Below are 13,606 nucleotides of genomic sequence, written 5' to 3' on the forward strand. Positions count from 1 at the left end.
TCACCCATGCCCTACGTTGTCACGCAGTCCTGCTGTAGCGACGCGTCCTGCGTCTACGCCTGCCCGGTCAACTGCATCCACCCCACGCCCGACGAGCCCGACTTCCTGAGCGCGGAAATGCTCTACGTCGACCCGCAGGCGTGCGTGGACTGCGGTGCCTGCGCCTCGGCCTGCCCGGTGGACGCGATCACCTCGTCGAAGAAGCTCACCGAAGAGCAGAAGCCCTTCATCGAGATCAACGCGAACTTCTATCGGCAGTCGCGGCCGCGGCCCATTCTGGCCAAGCCGGTGCCCGCGCCGGAGATCCGCACCGAACGCGAACCGCTGCGGGTCGCCATCGTCGGCTCGGGTCCCTCGGCCATGTACGCCGCCGACGAGCTGCTCACCCAGCCCGACGTCTCGGTGACGATGTTCGACCGGCTGCCGGTGCCCTACGGCCTGGCCCGCCACGGCGTCGCCCCCGATCACGCCAAGACCCGGCAGGTCAGCGAGCTCTTCGACGTGATGTCGGCCCAGCCCGGCTTCGGCTCCTACCTGAATGTCGAGGTGGGCAAGCACATCTCGCACGAGGAGCTGCTGGCCTACCACCACGCGGTGATCTACGCCGTCGGCGCCTCCTCGGACCGCAAGCTCGGGATCCCGGGTGAGGGGCTGGTCGGCAATGTGTCGGCCACCGACTTCGTCGCCTGGTACAACGGCCACCCCGATCACGCCAACCGCGCCTTCGATCTGTCGAGCACGCGCGCGGTGATCGTCGGCAACGGCAATGTGGCGCTGGACGTGGCCCGCATCCTGACCATCGACCCGGAGTCGCTGGTCGGTACCGACATCTCGCAGACCGCGCTGGACGCGCTGCGCGACAGCCGGATCGAAGAGGTCGTCATCCTGGGCCGGCGCGGTCCGGCGGAGTCGGCGTTCACGGTGCCGGAGTTCGTCGGCCTGCTGGGTTCCGATATCGACATCGTCATCGAGGGCGAGCTGCCCGAGATCACCGACGGCCTGCCGTACCAGGTCGAGCAGAAGCTGCGCCTGCTGCACAGCGTGTGTCAGCGTCCGGTCGGCGGACGTCGCCGGATCGTGTTCCGCTACCTGTCCTCGCCGACCGAGATCCTCGGTCCCGACCAGGTCAGCGGCATCGAGGTGGTCCGCAACGAGCTGGTCGCCGACGCCGACGGCAACGTCCGCGCGGTGGCGACCGACCAGATCGAGCGGCTCGACGCCGGCCTGGTGCTCACCTCGGTGGGCTACCGCGGTGTGCCGCTGCCGGGTCTGCCGTTCGACGAGCGGGCGGGCGTGATCCCGAACCTCGACGGCCGGGTGCTGGAACAGCCCGGCGGGTCGGTGCTGCCGGGCACCTATGTGACCGGCTGGATCAAGCGTGGCCCGACCGGCTTCATCGGCACCAACAAGTCCTGCGCCCAGCAGACGGTGCAGCAGCTGGCCGACGATTTCAATGCGGGCAGGCTGCGCGCGCCGTCGGGTGGTGCGGCCGGATTCGATCGTCTGGTCCGCAGCAGGCAGCCCGAATTGCGGCCCGGCGGCGCGGTATTGCGTCCGACCGGCCCGGTCCGGCGTCTGCTCAACCGGATCTGACACCGATCCTGAGCTGAAACGGCGATCGCGCCGGAGCCGTGTGCTCCGGCGCGATCGGCTGTGTCGGGGGGTCGCTTCGCACGCATCGGCCGATGAGGGGCCGGTGCGTGCGAAGCGACCGCTGATCACTGGGCCGTGAAGCCGCCGTCGATGGCGAGCGCAGCACCGGTGACGAAGCTGGCCTCCCGGCTGAGCAGGTACGCGCACAGCGAAGCGATCTCCTCCGGCCGGCTGATGCGGCCCAGCGGATGCAGCGCCGCGATCGCGGCCTCACCCTCCGGCGTGGCACCCATCGAACTGCGGAAGGCCGGGGTATCGACCGCCCCGGAGACCAGCGCGTTCACCCGCACGCCCTGCTCGGCCGCCTCCAGCGCGACCGCGCGGGACAACCCGACGACGCCGTGCTTGGCCGCGACGTACGGTGCCACCGAGCCCATCCCCACCACGCCCAGGTTGGACGCGTTGTTCAGGATGGCGCCGCCGCCGGAGGCCGCCAGCGCCGGAACCTGATGGCGCAGACCGTAGAAGACGCTGGTCAGGTTGAGTTCGAGCTCACCGCGCCAGGCGGCGTCATCGATCTCGGCGACCGGGCCGTAGGCGGTGACGGCGCCGGCGTTGTTGAAAGCGGCGTCGAGGCGGCCGAACTCGTCGAGGGCCGCGCGGGTCAGCGCCGCGACCTCCTCCTCGTTGCGGACATCGGTGGGCACGAACATCGCGCGCCCGCCGTCGGCGCGGATCTCCTCGGCCACTCGCACGCCGGCTTCCTTTCCGCGCGCGCCGAGGACCACCGCGGCACCCTCGGCGGCCACCCGCCGCGCCACCGCCTCGCCCACGCCCGAGGTGGCTCCGGTGATCAGGACGACCTGGTCGGCGAATCGTTGTGCCATGGTTGTCGGTTTCCCTTCTGGTACTTGCCTTTTGATGTGCGCTACGACGTCGTGATGACCAGTCAACCCGGCAGGCGACGCCTGCGCTGGCGGGAAACGGTCGTCGCGTTGACGTGTCACCCAATCGCACGGAAGCGACCGCTCGGTCGAATTTCCTTTGCCTGGCAACGCTTTGGTTACCGACTGGTAGGTGTGCATTGGACAGGTGACCGAAGATGGTGTGCGCCTTCGTATCGGAAGGCCGGTGTAGGTCGCCGAATGATTGCGGAGTACGACACGAGATCTCCGAATCGCATCGATCCAGGGGTCTGAACCGGAGCGACGCAACTCTGTGAGCTGGGATTTTCCGGAGCGGTCGCAATTGGTTGAACCTTTCATATCGAATAGGCATCCGAACGGAGTCGAAACAGCTAACCTGTGGGGGCTGTTTGGAAGACGACCGCGGCCCATGGTTCTTCACATGAGGGACGTGGTCTCGGTGCGTTGACGGGATAGCGAATGACTACAGGGCTGGGCTTCAGCATCGGCACAGTGAACTCCGTATCGGCAGTGGCGACCGCCGAGCAACCGCGGCCGACGGTGCGAACCAGGCGGACCACCGCCGCGTTCGACGGCAGCAGTGGCGTCCGGGTCGGCGCCATCCCCGAATTCGCGGGAGCGGTCACCGATTTCGCCGACCTGGCCCGAGATCCCGACTCGGTGACCATCGGCGGGCGGATCTGGTCGCCGGCGAACATGATCGCGGCCGTGGTGCACGGCCTGCTCGCCTCCGCCGAGCCCTGCGCCGGTGTGGTCACCACCTATCCGGCGGTCTACTCGAACAAGCAGGTCGCGCTGCTGCGCCAGGCGCTGGAGCTGTCCGGCATCGGCCACGTGGAGCTGGTTCCGGAACCGGTCGCCGCCGCCGAATGGCTCGAACGCGAACACGGGCCGCTGCCTTCGGAATTCGTGCTCGTCTACGATCTCGGCGGCAACAGCCTCGACATCACCGTCGTCCGGATGGGCCCGGACTGGCCCGATCACCCCATGGTCGGGAAGCCGGTGCGCTGCTACGACTTCGGTGGCCGCCCGCTCGGCGCGATGATCGCACGCTATGCCGGCGGAAAGGGCAAAACGGCGGGGTCCATCGCCTTGACGTCGATCGTCGACACCGACGGGCTGCGGGTGGAGCAGATCCGCGACTCGCTGGAAGTCGTGCGCGCGGCGGTGCGGGCGGCGGGCATCAGCATGTCAGATATCGGCCGGATCCTGGTGGTCGGCGGTGCCGCCCGCCCGCCGGAGGTGGCGCGCACCCTCGCCGAACTGGGCAAGCCCGTCATCATGTCGGCCGATCCCGGCCAGACCGTCGCGGCGGGCGCCGCGTACCTCGCCGCGCGCACCGCCACCCCCGCGGCCCCCGGAGCGAGCTTCCACCCGCCCGTGTTCTCCGGCGCCGCAATCTTTTCGGCGATCGCCATGTCGGCGGCCACCATGTTCGGCAGCGGTACCGTCGACACCCAGCTCTCCCCGGTACTCGACCGCTTCCCGCGCTTGGATATGCCGCACGACGCCCTGCTCGTCGAGCTCGACGGAAGCGCGCTGTCCGGCCACGGACTGGCCGGGTACCTCGGTGCCGCCGGCTACGCGGCCTCCGGCGTCGTCCGTGCCGCCTCGGCCATGCCCGCGCGGTTGACCGGCTACGCCGGCATGGTCTCGCCGTCGGCCTATGCGCGACCGCAGGGCCCGACCATGGCCGAAAGCCGCGGCGAAACCCGCATCGACTCCCATTCCGATCACCGGCAGTGGCGGCACCGCACCGACGAGTTGGCCGGCACCTACGCCGACCCCGCGCGGTTCCGCAACCCGATGCCGTTCGGCCGGCCCGATCGGACGGTGCGCCCGCCGAGCGATCCGGTCGAAGGTGCGCCGTCGGTGCCCGGTGGGATTCCCGGTGTCGGTGACGGGTCGAGTCCTGTTCCCGGAACGCCGGGTTCGGTGCCGGGCGGTACGACCGGGCCCGATCCGAGCGCGCCCGGCGGGACGACTCCCGGTACGCCGGTCGACTCGACGGTGCCGGGTGGCACGGCCCCCGGTGGATCGACCGGCGGCATTCCCGCGAATGATCCCTCGACCGGTGGGATCGGGGTTCCGGGTGGATCGGCCGGAGCAGGGAGCGATGGGTCCGGTGGGGGAGTGGGCGATGGTTCGTCCACCGGGACCGGGGCGGGTGCGCCCGGGGGTACGGTCGGCGGAGATTCCTCGGGCGGTGCGGCTGGCGGAGCGACTGGCGGTGGGTCCGGTGGCGCGACCGGCGGAGCGTCGGGTGGTGCGACTGGAGGGTCGGGTGGTGCGACCGGCGGTGCATCGGATGGCTCGACCGGCGGATCGTCCGGGGCCGGAACGGGTGGATCGACGTCGGGTGGGGCCGGTTCGGACGGGTCGGCTTCAGGTGGATCCACCTCGGGCGGATCCGCTTCGGGCGGTTCGGGTTCTGGTGGGTCGACCTCCGGTGGCTCGGCTTCAGGCGGTTCGACTTCGGGTGGTTCCGCCTCCGGTGGTTCCACGTCGGGCGGATCAACGGGCGGCTCGACCTCGGGCGGCAGCTCCGCTGGCGGCAGCTCGTCCGGTGGAAGCTCCTCTGGCGGTAGTACTTCCGGCGGCAGTTCCTCCGGCGGCAGTTCGAGCCGGTCGACCAGCGGCGGCTCGCGAAGCAGCTCGAGTGGCGATTCGGACGGGAGCTCGTCGGGTGGATCGCGCAGTGGCGGCTCGCGGAGCAGCTCGGGCGGCGACTCCGATGGCGGCAGCTCCTCGGGTGGGTCGCGCGGCGGCGGCTCGAAGGGCGGCTCGGGCGGATCACGCGGCGGTTCGGGGGGCTCCGGCGGGTCGGGCGGTTCCGGCGGTGGCTCGGGCGGCCGCTGAGTTCTGATCGCCCGCAGCAGGCGCCGACGGTGCCGCACCGAATTCCCGGTAGCGGACCGTCGGCCGCTGGCTCCGGCTCCAGCGTCGAGGGGTTCTGGTTGTGGCAGCCGGGTTGTCGTCACAACGGGGAAGCAGGACCCTTCTCAGGTCACCGTCTCAACGCCGCGGCGCGCCCCACTGAACCTGTTGACGCAGCTGGGCTTTGAGCAACTTGCCACCCGCATTGCGGGGCAGCGGCTCGTCGACCACGGTGACGTACTGCGGAACCTTGAAGTCGGCCAACTGTTCTCGGCAGTGCGCGAGGACTGCTTCGATATCGATCTCCGAATCATCAGAGAAGAGCACGGCGCCCACTTTCTCGCCCATGACGTCGTCGGGCACCGCGAGCACGGCCGCATCCGCGACCTGCGGCGCCGCCAGCAGTGCCGCCTCCACTTCGACGCTGGAGACGTTCTCCCCGCCGCGGTTGATGATGTCCTTGATCCGGTCGACGATGTGCACCCGTCCGGCCTCGTCGACGCGCACGACATCGCCGGTGCGCAGCCAGCCGGCCATGCGCGCCGATTCGGTGGCTTCCGGTCGATCCCAGTACCCGCCGGTGACATTCGCGCCCCGCGCCAGCAGTTCGCCGACACTTGGGTCACCATCGATCGGCGCCACCGCGAGCCGCACCGACGGCACCGCGTACCCCACCGAATCGGCGTGGTCGACGGCGTCGGCGTCGGGCAGCAGCGTCATCAGCGAGGCCGTTTCGGTCATGCCGTAGCCGTTGAACACCGTGGCGGCCGGGAACGCCGCCTGCACGGCCCGGACCAGTGATGGCGCGATCGGCGCGCCGCCGTAGCCGACCCATCGGACCACCGACACATCGGTGGTCGCGAAGTCCGGCTGCCGCAGCATCAGTGCGTACATGGCCGGAACGGTGACGATGAACGAGATCCGTTCGGCGGGTACCGCGGCGATCATCGCCGGCACGTCGCGGCCCGGCATGATCACCGAGGTGCCGCCGAGATACGCGGCGACCAGCAGCTGCGAATTGCACCCGGTGACGTGGAACAACGGCACCGAGATCAGCGTGCGCAGCCCGGCGCCGATGTCACGGGGCAGGCCGAGGCAGCGCACCATGTTCTCGGCATTGGTCAGGAACGCCTCATGGGTGGTTGGCACGCCCTTCGGCTTTCCGGTGGTTCCCGAGGTGTAGAACAGCGCCGCGATGTCGTCGTGGCGGAGGTCTTCGGCCACAGAGGGCTCACCGTCGGGTAGCGGTGTGCCGGGCGCGAGGTCGACGCCGACTCCCGCATCCGCCAGGACGAATTCGATCTCGGGCTCCGCCGAGCGCGTGTTCACCGCGACCGCGATCCCGCCGGCCAGCACCACACCCCAGAACGCGAGCACCCACTCGGTGCCGGCCGGGTACCGGATCGCCACCCGGTCGCCACGGGCGAGACCACCCGCGCGCAGGCCACCGGCGATGCGGCACGCCCGGTCCCACAGCTGCCGGTAGGTCAACCGCTCGCCGCCGACCTCGACCACCGCCTCGGTTCCGGGGCCGGCCTCGGCCTGGGAACGCAGCAGGTCGACCAGGGTCGCGGGCAGGTCGGTGTAGTGCGGCACGCCGTCGGCGTCGAGTGCGATCCCCGCGGTGCCGAAAGGGTTGTGGGTGCGCGGGATTTCGATCACGGTGGGGTCTGTCGTCATGGTGGGTCCGGAATCCGTCGGGGAGTGGGTGCCTGGCCGGAATGTCACGCGGTGAAGTACCGGCGTGGGTTGTCGACCAGCATGGTGGTGATCTGCTCCTCGGTGACGCCGCGCTCGCGCAGCGCGGGCAGCACGTCATCGCTGATGTGGGTGAAGTTCCAGTTCGGCACCGCGGCCGCCTTGCCCTCCTCGCTGAACCAGTCGATGAAGCAGGCCGCGTCGTGGGCGAGCACCATCTTCTCCGCGTAACCACGTTCGGCCAGCGTCGCCACCGTGGCCACCCGCTCCTCGAACGGCAGCAGTACATCGAGACCGAAACGGTCCATGCCCAGATATGAGCCGGCGTCGGCGAGTTCGCACAGATAGTCCAGGTCGGTGCTGTCGCCGGAATGCCCGATGACGACCTTGGTCAGGTCGGCGCCCTCCTCGGCGAGAATCTTCTGCGCCACCAGCCCCGAGCGGGTGTGCGGATTGGTGTGCACGGTGATCGGCGCACCGGTCTCGACATGCGCACGGGCGACCGCGCGCATCACCCGCTCCACCCCGGGCGTCAGGCCCTGCTCCTCGATCGCGCACTTGAGAAACGCTGCCTTCACACCGGTGTCGGCGATGCCCTCGCGGATGTCTTTGACGAACAGTTCCACCATCGGTTCGGCCACATCGAACAGCAGGCCGGGGCCGGTGTAGTGGAACTGGAACGGGACCTCGTTGTAGGTGTAGATGCCGGTCGCGGCCACGATATTGATGTCGACCTGCTCGTTGATGCGCTGGATCCGGGGCAGGTAGCGGCCGAGGCCGATCACCGTCGGGTCGACGATCGTATCGATTCCGCGCGCCTTGCACTGCTTCAGCTTCTCCACCGCATCCGCGACGCGCGCGTCCTCGTCCCAGTGGCCGGGGTAGTCCGGGTAGTTCTGCTGGATTTCGGTGCCGAGGACGAAGACGTGCTCGTGCATCAACACCTTTCCCAAGGTGCCGGTGTCGACGGGGCCGCGGACGGTTTCAACTGTGGGCATCGCGATTCCTCTGCGCTATCGCCGGTCGAAGGTGGTGAGAATGTGATGCGTACCACCATTCGTGAGACACTGAAGGAGTGTGTCTCACTCGGCGGCGTACGTCAACCCCTTCTCGGCGGGCACGCCGGGTGTTGGTTCGCGGTTCGTCCCGGGATATGAGGAGATGGACGGGTGATCGCTACTTCCGAAGGGCGTCGGGCGATCGATGCCGCAACGAAGCTGTATCTGGCCGGTGAACCGCTGGATATGTCGGTGCTGGCCCGCACGCTCGGCATCGGGCGGGCGACGTTGTACCGGCATGTCGGCAACCGCGATGAGCTGATCGCGACGGTGCTGGCCGAGGCGACCGAGCGCACCTACCGCAAGGCGATCGCGGCGGGTTCGGGGACGGGCGCGGAGCTGATTCTGGATGTGCTGGAACGGCTGATGCGAGCGGTGTCGAGTTCGGAACCACTGCTCGCGCTGACCCGCCGTGAGCCGCAGGTGTTCATTCGCCTGGCCCTGCTGCCCGGCGTCATCGAATCCACCTCGGCGCGATTGATCGCGGAGATGCTCGACGAACAGCAACAGCAGGGTCAGCTGCAGCTGCGCATGTCGAGCCGGGTACTGGCCGACGCCATCGTCCGCATCTGCGATGTGCACCTGTACGCGCCGTTGCTGGGCGGTGATGTGCCGCAGATCGAGACCGCGCTCGATATAGTCGCCCTGCTGCTCGGATGCGACAGGCAGGCCGACGCCCGGGACTAGTGTTCCGATTGCGCTGCCGGGCCGCGATTTTCGGTACCGCAGTGCAAATTCGATGTCAAATGCCCACGCGGACGGCACAATAGGGAAGTGGAAGCCAATGGGGGAGCGCCCGAGCTGATCGCGCTGGATGTGGACGGAACGCTCATGCCCACCGGCGAGCCGATCAGCGAGCGGGTCGTCGCAGCGGTGCGGGCCGCTGTCGCCGCGGGCGCGCACGTCGTCATCAGCACCGGCCGGACCGTGCTCACCACCCGGCCGGTTCTGGCCGAACTCGGCCTCACCGAGGGTCACGCCCTGTGCTCCAACGGGGCCGTGCACGTGGATGTCGCCGGTGGCCATCCGGTGGCCGTGCACGCCTTCGATCCCGGGCCTGCGGTGCGGGCGCTACGTGATCTGTTCCCCGAAATGATCCTGGCCGTGGAGCGGGTCGGGATCGGCACCTGGGCAACCGGATTCAGCCCCGGCGAGTACGACGTGGGCGGCGAGTACCTGGTGGTCGACGATCGCACGCTGTGCAGCCAACCCACGCCACGGCTCAACGGCTGGTGGCCGGAGGGCTCGGCCGAGGAACTGCGCCGACTGTTGACCTTCCTGCGGGTACCCGGTGCCGGCTGGGTGTACGGCGAGTACGGGCCGTGGCTCACCGTGGCGCGGCAGGGAGTGTCGAAGGGCTGGGCGCTGGAACAGCTGCGAGTCGCCCTCGGCGTTCCGGCTTCGGCGACGCTGGCCATCGGCGACGGCTACAACGACCGGGAAATGCTCACCTGGGCAGCGCATTCGGTGGCCATGGCGAACGGCCCGGCCGAAATCCGCGACCTGGCCGATGAAGTCACCGCCGACGTCACCGCCGACGGTGTCGCGAAGATTCTCGAACGCTGGTTCCGGCCGTAGACCGCGAGCCGCCCGTCAGGCGGGCACCGTCGCCGGGCCGGTCTCGGCCAGCACCTCGAGGTAGTGCGGGTTGGACATGATGCCGAGCACGTTGCCGAACGGATCGACCACCGACGCAGTGATGAATCCGGTGCCATCACCGTGCTCGGTGATCGGGTCGTAGACGGTGGCGCCGAGTTCGAGCAGGCGATCGAAGGCGGCCTGGAGGTCGTCGACGTGCCAGTGCAGGATGGCGCCGCCCGGTTTCCGCCTGCCCTTCGGTGCGTACGCCCCCGCGATGAGGCCGAATTCCTGCTGGTAGTCGCCGATGCGGAACTCGTAGTACCCGCCGGGCACGTGGAAATAGGGCGGGATGCCGAATACCTCGGTGTACCAGTCCTTCGCGGCCTCCAGATCGTCGGCGTAGAAGTTCACGGTCGCCATTCCTCGCAACATTGTCGGTCTCCTTCTTCGGTTCGATGTGATGACTCCATCCTCGCGGCCAAAGTGCGCACCGAATGAGCACTTTTATCGGCAGAATGTGAGACATGCGAGCCGATCGTCTGGTGGCCACCCTGCTGCTGATGCAGAACCGGGGCCGGGTCACCGCCGCCGAGATCGCCGCCGAACTCGAGGTGTCGGTGGCCACCGCGCGCCGGGATCTGGAGGCGCTGTCGGCGGCGGGGATCCCGGTGTATCCGCAGCCGGGGCGCGGTGGCGGATGGCAGTTGATCGGGGGAGCGCGCACCGATCTGAGCGGCCTGACGGCGGGCGAGGCGCGGGCGTTGTTCCTGCTCGCGGGCCCGTCGGCGGGTGCGCAGCCGGAGGCGAAGGCGGCGCTGCGCAAACTGGTGCGCGCATTACCGCAGACCTTCCGAGGCGAGGCCGAAGCCGCTGCCGACGCCGTCGTCATCGACCCCTCGCGCTGGGGCGCCACCGAACGCGAACTGCCCGCCGAGGTCCAGACCCTGCAACGAGCCGTCGTGCAGCGCACCAAGGTTCGACTGGACTACCGCACGCGCACCGGCGAGCAGTCGCGGCGCGTGGTCGATCCGCTGGGCTTGGTCGACAAGGACGGCATCTGGTACCTCATGGCCGGCACCGACCGCGGCCCGCGAACCTTCCGGGTCGACCGCATCGGCGAGCTTATCGTCACCGCGGAGTCGTTCGAGTGGCCGTCGGACTTCGACCTCGAACAGGCCTGGGAACAGGTGGTCGAGGAGGTGGAGCGGCAGCGATCGACCGTCGCCGCGACAGTACTCATCAGCCCGCGATTACTCCCGATCCTGCGCGATCAGCAGGGGCGCCACTGCGTCGTGGACGGCCCGGTCGACGCCGGACGCATCCAGGTCCGGATCACCGCGCCGACGGCCTGGATGGTGGCCCAGCAGCTGGCGGGCTGGGGCGATTCGATCGAGGTCCTCGGGCCTCCGGACGTCCGCGCCGAGCTGGCCAGGATCGGTGCGGCGTTGGTCGACCGCTACGCCGGAGCGGGTCTCTGACCACGTGCCGTACCGACCCTGTGCGACATTCGAGGCACGACGTCAGGGGGCCTCGCATGCCGTGACCGGCGTCAGCTGTTCGCCGACGCGATCGGCTCACACCTGCCGGTTACGGTGCTGCGCAGTGGAGCCATGGTCGAGCGGCCGGGTTGGGCGCGAGCCACGAGGTTGCCGTGCATGGTGCGTGACAGCAAGCGCGGCAGCCGGGCGATAGCGGGTCCGGACGCGCGGAAACAGTTCAGGCCGAACGCAACAGCGTCTCGTGTGCGGCGGCGTCGTAGCGGTCCAGCACCACGTCGGTCAATGCCGGATGTGGTCCGAGCACCTCGGCGTGCTCGAGCTCCGGCGCCTGGTCGGCCAGCCGGTCGGTGAGCAGGCCGGGCGCGAGGAACCATGGCGCCACCAGTACCCGTTCGGCGCCGCGGGCACGAAGTCGTGCGGCGGCCTCGGCTACCGATGGTCCCGTGGTGGCGAAGCAGATCTCGGTCGTCCATCCGGTCGCAGCCGCGAGCATCCGGGCCACCTCGGCGGTGCGGGCATTGGCCGCATCCGATGAGGAACCCACCGCCGCGACAGCGACGCCGAGCCGGGAATCGGGCAGCGGGCCGGCGCGACGGCTGCCGCCACTGTGGTCACTGACGGTTCCGTAGGCGATGGTCCTGTCGGCCATCCGGCCCGCCGCATGATCAGCGGCGATCACCCGGTCCCGCAATGCCGAGACCAACCGTGGGTCCGCGCCGAGAACATCGGCCTGGGTCAACTCCAGCCGTGGATGCCGAGCGGACGCACCCGCCAGCAACCCGGGCAGATCCACCCGCGCGTGAAATGCGCTGCCCAGCAACAACGGCACGACGATCGCGCGGGTATGTCCCTGCGCCGCCACGGCATCGATCACCTGATCCACCGACGGCGCGTTCAGATCCAGAAACGCCAGCCGCACATCCAGATCCGGGCGCGCGGCCGCCAGCTGCGCGGTCACCGCCGCCATGGTGGCGGCCGAGCGCGGGTCGCGGCTACCGTGCGCGACCGCGATCAGTGCGGGCGCGCCGAAGCCGCCCGCACCGTGCCCGATCCTCGCCGGGACAGCCGCGGTCACCGTCAGGCCCCGGTTCCGACCTCGACCGCGGTCAGCGCATCGCCCACCAGGCCTGCGGCGAGGGTGTTGCCGCCGGACGGGTCGATCAGCAAGAAGCTGCCGGTGTGCCGGTTCACCCGGTAGTCGTCGGCCGCGATGGGCTCGGCGACCCGCACCGAGATGCGCCCGATGTCGTTGAGCTCCAGCGATTCCGGGGTCGGCGCCGCGGACAGCCGCTGCTCGTCGAACCGTTCGATCAGCTCGCCGACGATCGCCTGAGTGGTCTTGGTGCCGTGCTTGAGCAGCAGCCGGGCTCCCGCACGCAGCGGCTTGTCGCCCAGCCAGCACACGGTGGCGTCGAAGGTGTCGATCGGTTCCGGCGCATCGGCCGGGGAGGCGATCAGGTCGCCGCGCGAGATATCGACCTCGTCGGCCAGGATCAGCGTGACGCTGCGCCCGGGCTGGGCCACGGCCAGCTCACCATCGGGGGTGTCGATGCGTTCAACGGTGGTGCGGATACCCGAGGGCAGCACCACCACTTCGTCACCGGGGGAGACCGAACCGGCCGCGATCTGGCCCGCGTAGCCGCGGTAGTCGGGGTATTCGGCGGTGCGCGGGCGGATCACGTACTGCACCGGGAACCGCAGGCCCAGCGAATGCGCGCCGGAGCTGTCGGCGTCGACCGGCACCGATTCCAGGTGCTCGATCAGCGAGGGACCGTCGTAGTACGGGGTGTTGTCCGAGCGGGTGGCGATATTGTCGCCGTGCAGCGCGGAGACCGGGATCTCCAGCACGTCCTCACTCGACCAGCCCAGCGTGCTGGTGAGCTTGTTGAACTCGGCGGAGATCTCGGCGAACACCGTCGCCGCGTCGTCGACCAGGTCGATCTTGTTCACCGCGAGCACCAGCTTCGGCACACCGAGCAGCGCCAGCACCGCGGCGTGGCGGCGGGTCTGCTCGATGACGCCCTTGCGCGCGTCCACCAGCAGGATCACCAGCTGCGCGGTCGACGCCCCGGAGACGGTGTTGCGGGTGTACTGCACGTGACCGGGGGTGTCGGCCAGCACGAACGAACGCTTCGGCGTTGCGAAGTAGCGGTAGGCGACGTCGATGGTGATGCCCTGCTCACGCTCGGCGCGCAGGCCGTCGACCAGCAGCGACAGATCCGGCGTCGACAGACCCTTGTCCACCGACGCGCGGGTGACGGCGTCGATCTGGTCGGCCAGCACGGATTTGGTGTCGTAGAGCAGACGTCCGACCAGGGTGGACTTACCGTCGTCGACAGAACCGGCGGTGGCCAGCCTCAATAGGTCGGACATA

Annotated in this window: 11 protein-coding genes; 5 read left to right on the forward strand and 6 right to left on the reverse strand. The window is 69.4% G+C overall.

All coding sequences use genetic code 11. The features are described 5' to 3' along the window. Positions 1–6: 6 nt before the first annotated feature. Positions 7–1,593 carry an FAD-dependent oxidoreductase gene (locus tag NOCYR_RS07415; RefSeq protein ID WP_014349737.1) on the forward strand — a complete coding sequence of 529 codons (1,587 nt, stop codon included), beginning with the start codon at positions 7–9 and terminating at the stop codon, positions 1,591–1,593. 125 nt (positions 1,594–1,718) lie between these two features. On the opposite strand, the gene NOCYR_RS07420 is transcribed toward NOCYR_RS07415, so the two are convergent. Further along, on the reverse strand, positions 1,719–2,480 hold the full coding sequence (locus NOCYR_RS07420) for an SDR family NAD(P)-dependent oxidoreductase (RefSeq protein ID WP_014349738.1): 762 nt from the start codon (positions 2,478–2,480) through the stop codon (positions 1,719–1,721). Positions 2,481–2,978: 498 nt separating this feature from the next. Here NOCYR_RS07420 and NOCYR_RS27885 point away from each other — a divergent pair, with 498 nt between their 5' ends. Continuing rightward, positions 2,979–5,378 (forward strand): Hsp70 family protein, encoded by a 2,400-nt coding sequence (locus NOCYR_RS27885; RefSeq protein WP_148280559.1) that lies wholly within the window; start codon positions 2,979–2,981, stop codon positions 5,376–5,378. A 156-nt stretch (positions 5,379–5,534) separates the two neighbouring features. Here the strand turns inward: NOCYR_RS27885 and NOCYR_RS07430 are convergent, their stop codons facing one another. Next, on the reverse strand, positions 5,535–7,076 hold the full coding sequence (locus tag NOCYR_RS07430; RefSeq protein ID WP_014349740.1) for a class I adenylate-forming enzyme family protein: 1,542 nt from the start codon (positions 7,074–7,076) through the stop codon (positions 5,535–5,537). Between the two features lie 44 nt (positions 7,077–7,120). After that, positions 7,121–8,092 (reverse strand): phosphotriesterase family protein, encoded by a 972-nt coding sequence (locus tag NOCYR_RS07435; RefSeq protein ID WP_014349741.1) that lies wholly within the window; start codon positions 8,090–8,092, stop codon positions 7,121–7,123. Between the two features lie 171 nt (positions 8,093–8,263). Between NOCYR_RS07435 and NOCYR_RS07440 the strand changes: the two genes are divergently transcribed. Further along, positions 8,264–8,839, forward strand: coding sequence for a QsdR family transcriptional regulator (locus NOCYR_RS07440; protein WP_014349742.1), 576 nt, complete (start codon positions 8,264–8,266; stop codon positions 8,837–8,839). A gap of 87 nt (positions 8,840–8,926) precedes the next feature. Next, positions 8,927–9,730: an HAD family hydrolase gene (locus NOCYR_RS07445; RefSeq protein WP_014349743.1), complete on the forward strand. Its 804-nt coding sequence runs from the start codon at positions 8,927–8,929 to the stop codon at positions 9,728–9,730. Positions 9,731–9,745: 15 nt separating this feature from the next. Here NOCYR_RS07445 and NOCYR_RS07450 read toward each other — a convergent pair whose 3' ends face one another. Next, entirely contained in the window at positions 9,746–10,165 is a 420-nt protein-coding gene (locus NOCYR_RS07450) for a VOC family protein (RefSeq protein ID WP_014349744.1), read from the reverse strand. 92 nt (positions 10,166–10,257) lie between these two features. Here NOCYR_RS07450 and NOCYR_RS07455 point away from each other — a divergent pair, with 92 nt between their 5' ends. Then, positions 10,258–11,211: a helix-turn-helix transcriptional regulator gene (locus NOCYR_RS07455; protein WP_014349745.1), complete on the forward strand. Its 954-nt coding sequence runs from the start codon at positions 10,258–10,260 to the stop codon at positions 11,209–11,211. Positions 11,212–11,449: 238 nt separating this feature from the next. Here the strand turns inward: NOCYR_RS07455 and NOCYR_RS07460 are convergent, their stop codons facing one another. Together NOCYR_RS07460 and NOCYR_RS07465 are read right to left on the reverse strand one after the other, a co-directional pair. After that, the gene (locus NOCYR_RS07460; RefSeq protein ID WP_014349746.1) at positions 11,450–12,307 is read right to left on the reverse strand and encodes a sirohydrochlorin chelatase; all 858 of its coding nucleotides are present in this window, start codon (positions 12,305–12,307) and stop codon (positions 11,450–11,452) included. Positions 12,308–12,309: 2 nt separating this feature from the next. Then, positions 12,310–13,605, reverse strand: coding sequence for a sulfate adenylyltransferase subunit 1 (locus tag NOCYR_RS07465; RefSeq protein ID WP_014349747.1), 1,296 nt, complete (start codon positions 13,603–13,605; stop codon positions 12,310–12,312). Position 13,606 lies beyond the last annotated feature (1 nt).

This window comes from Nocardia cyriacigeorgica GUH-2, assembly GCF_000284035.1.
In the GTDB taxonomy this organism is placed as follows: Bacteria; Actinomycetota; Actinomycetes; order Mycobacteriales; family Mycobacteriaceae; genus Nocardia; species Nocardia cyriacigeorgica_B.

Excerpts from the sequence above, each read along its gene's own strand:
- NOCYR_RS07465 (WP_014349747.1), bottom strand. The coding sequence starts at position 13,605 with ATGTCCGACCTATTGAGGCTGGCCACCGCCGGTTCTGTCGACGACGGT.
- NOCYR_RS27885 (WP_148280559.1), top strand. The coding sequence starts at position 2,979 with ATGACTACAGGGCTGGGCTTCAGCATCGGCACAGTGAACTCCGTATCG.
- NOCYR_RS07435 (WP_014349741.1), bottom strand. The coding sequence starts at position 8,092 with ATGCCCACAGTTGAAACCGTCCGCGGCCCCGTCGACACCGGCACCTTG.
- NOCYR_RS07450 (WP_014349744.1), bottom strand. The coding sequence starts at position 10,165 with ATGTTGCGAGGAATGGCGACCGTGAACTTCTACGCCGACGATCTGGAG.
- NOCYR_RS07415 (WP_014349737.1), top strand. The coding sequence starts at position 7 with ATGCCCTACGTTGTCACGCAGTCCTGCTGTAGCGACGCGTCCTGCGTC.
- NOCYR_RS07430 (WP_014349740.1), bottom strand. The coding sequence starts at position 7,076 with ATGACGACAGACCCCACCGTGATCGAAATCCCGCGCACCCACAACCCT.
- NOCYR_RS07420 (WP_014349738.1), bottom strand. The coding sequence starts at position 2,480 with ATGGCACAACGATTCGCCGACCAGGTCGTCCTGATCACCGGAGCCACC.
- NOCYR_RS07455 (WP_014349745.1), top strand. The coding sequence starts at position 10,258 with ATGCGAGCCGATCGTCTGGTGGCCACCCTGCTGCTGATGCAGAACCGG.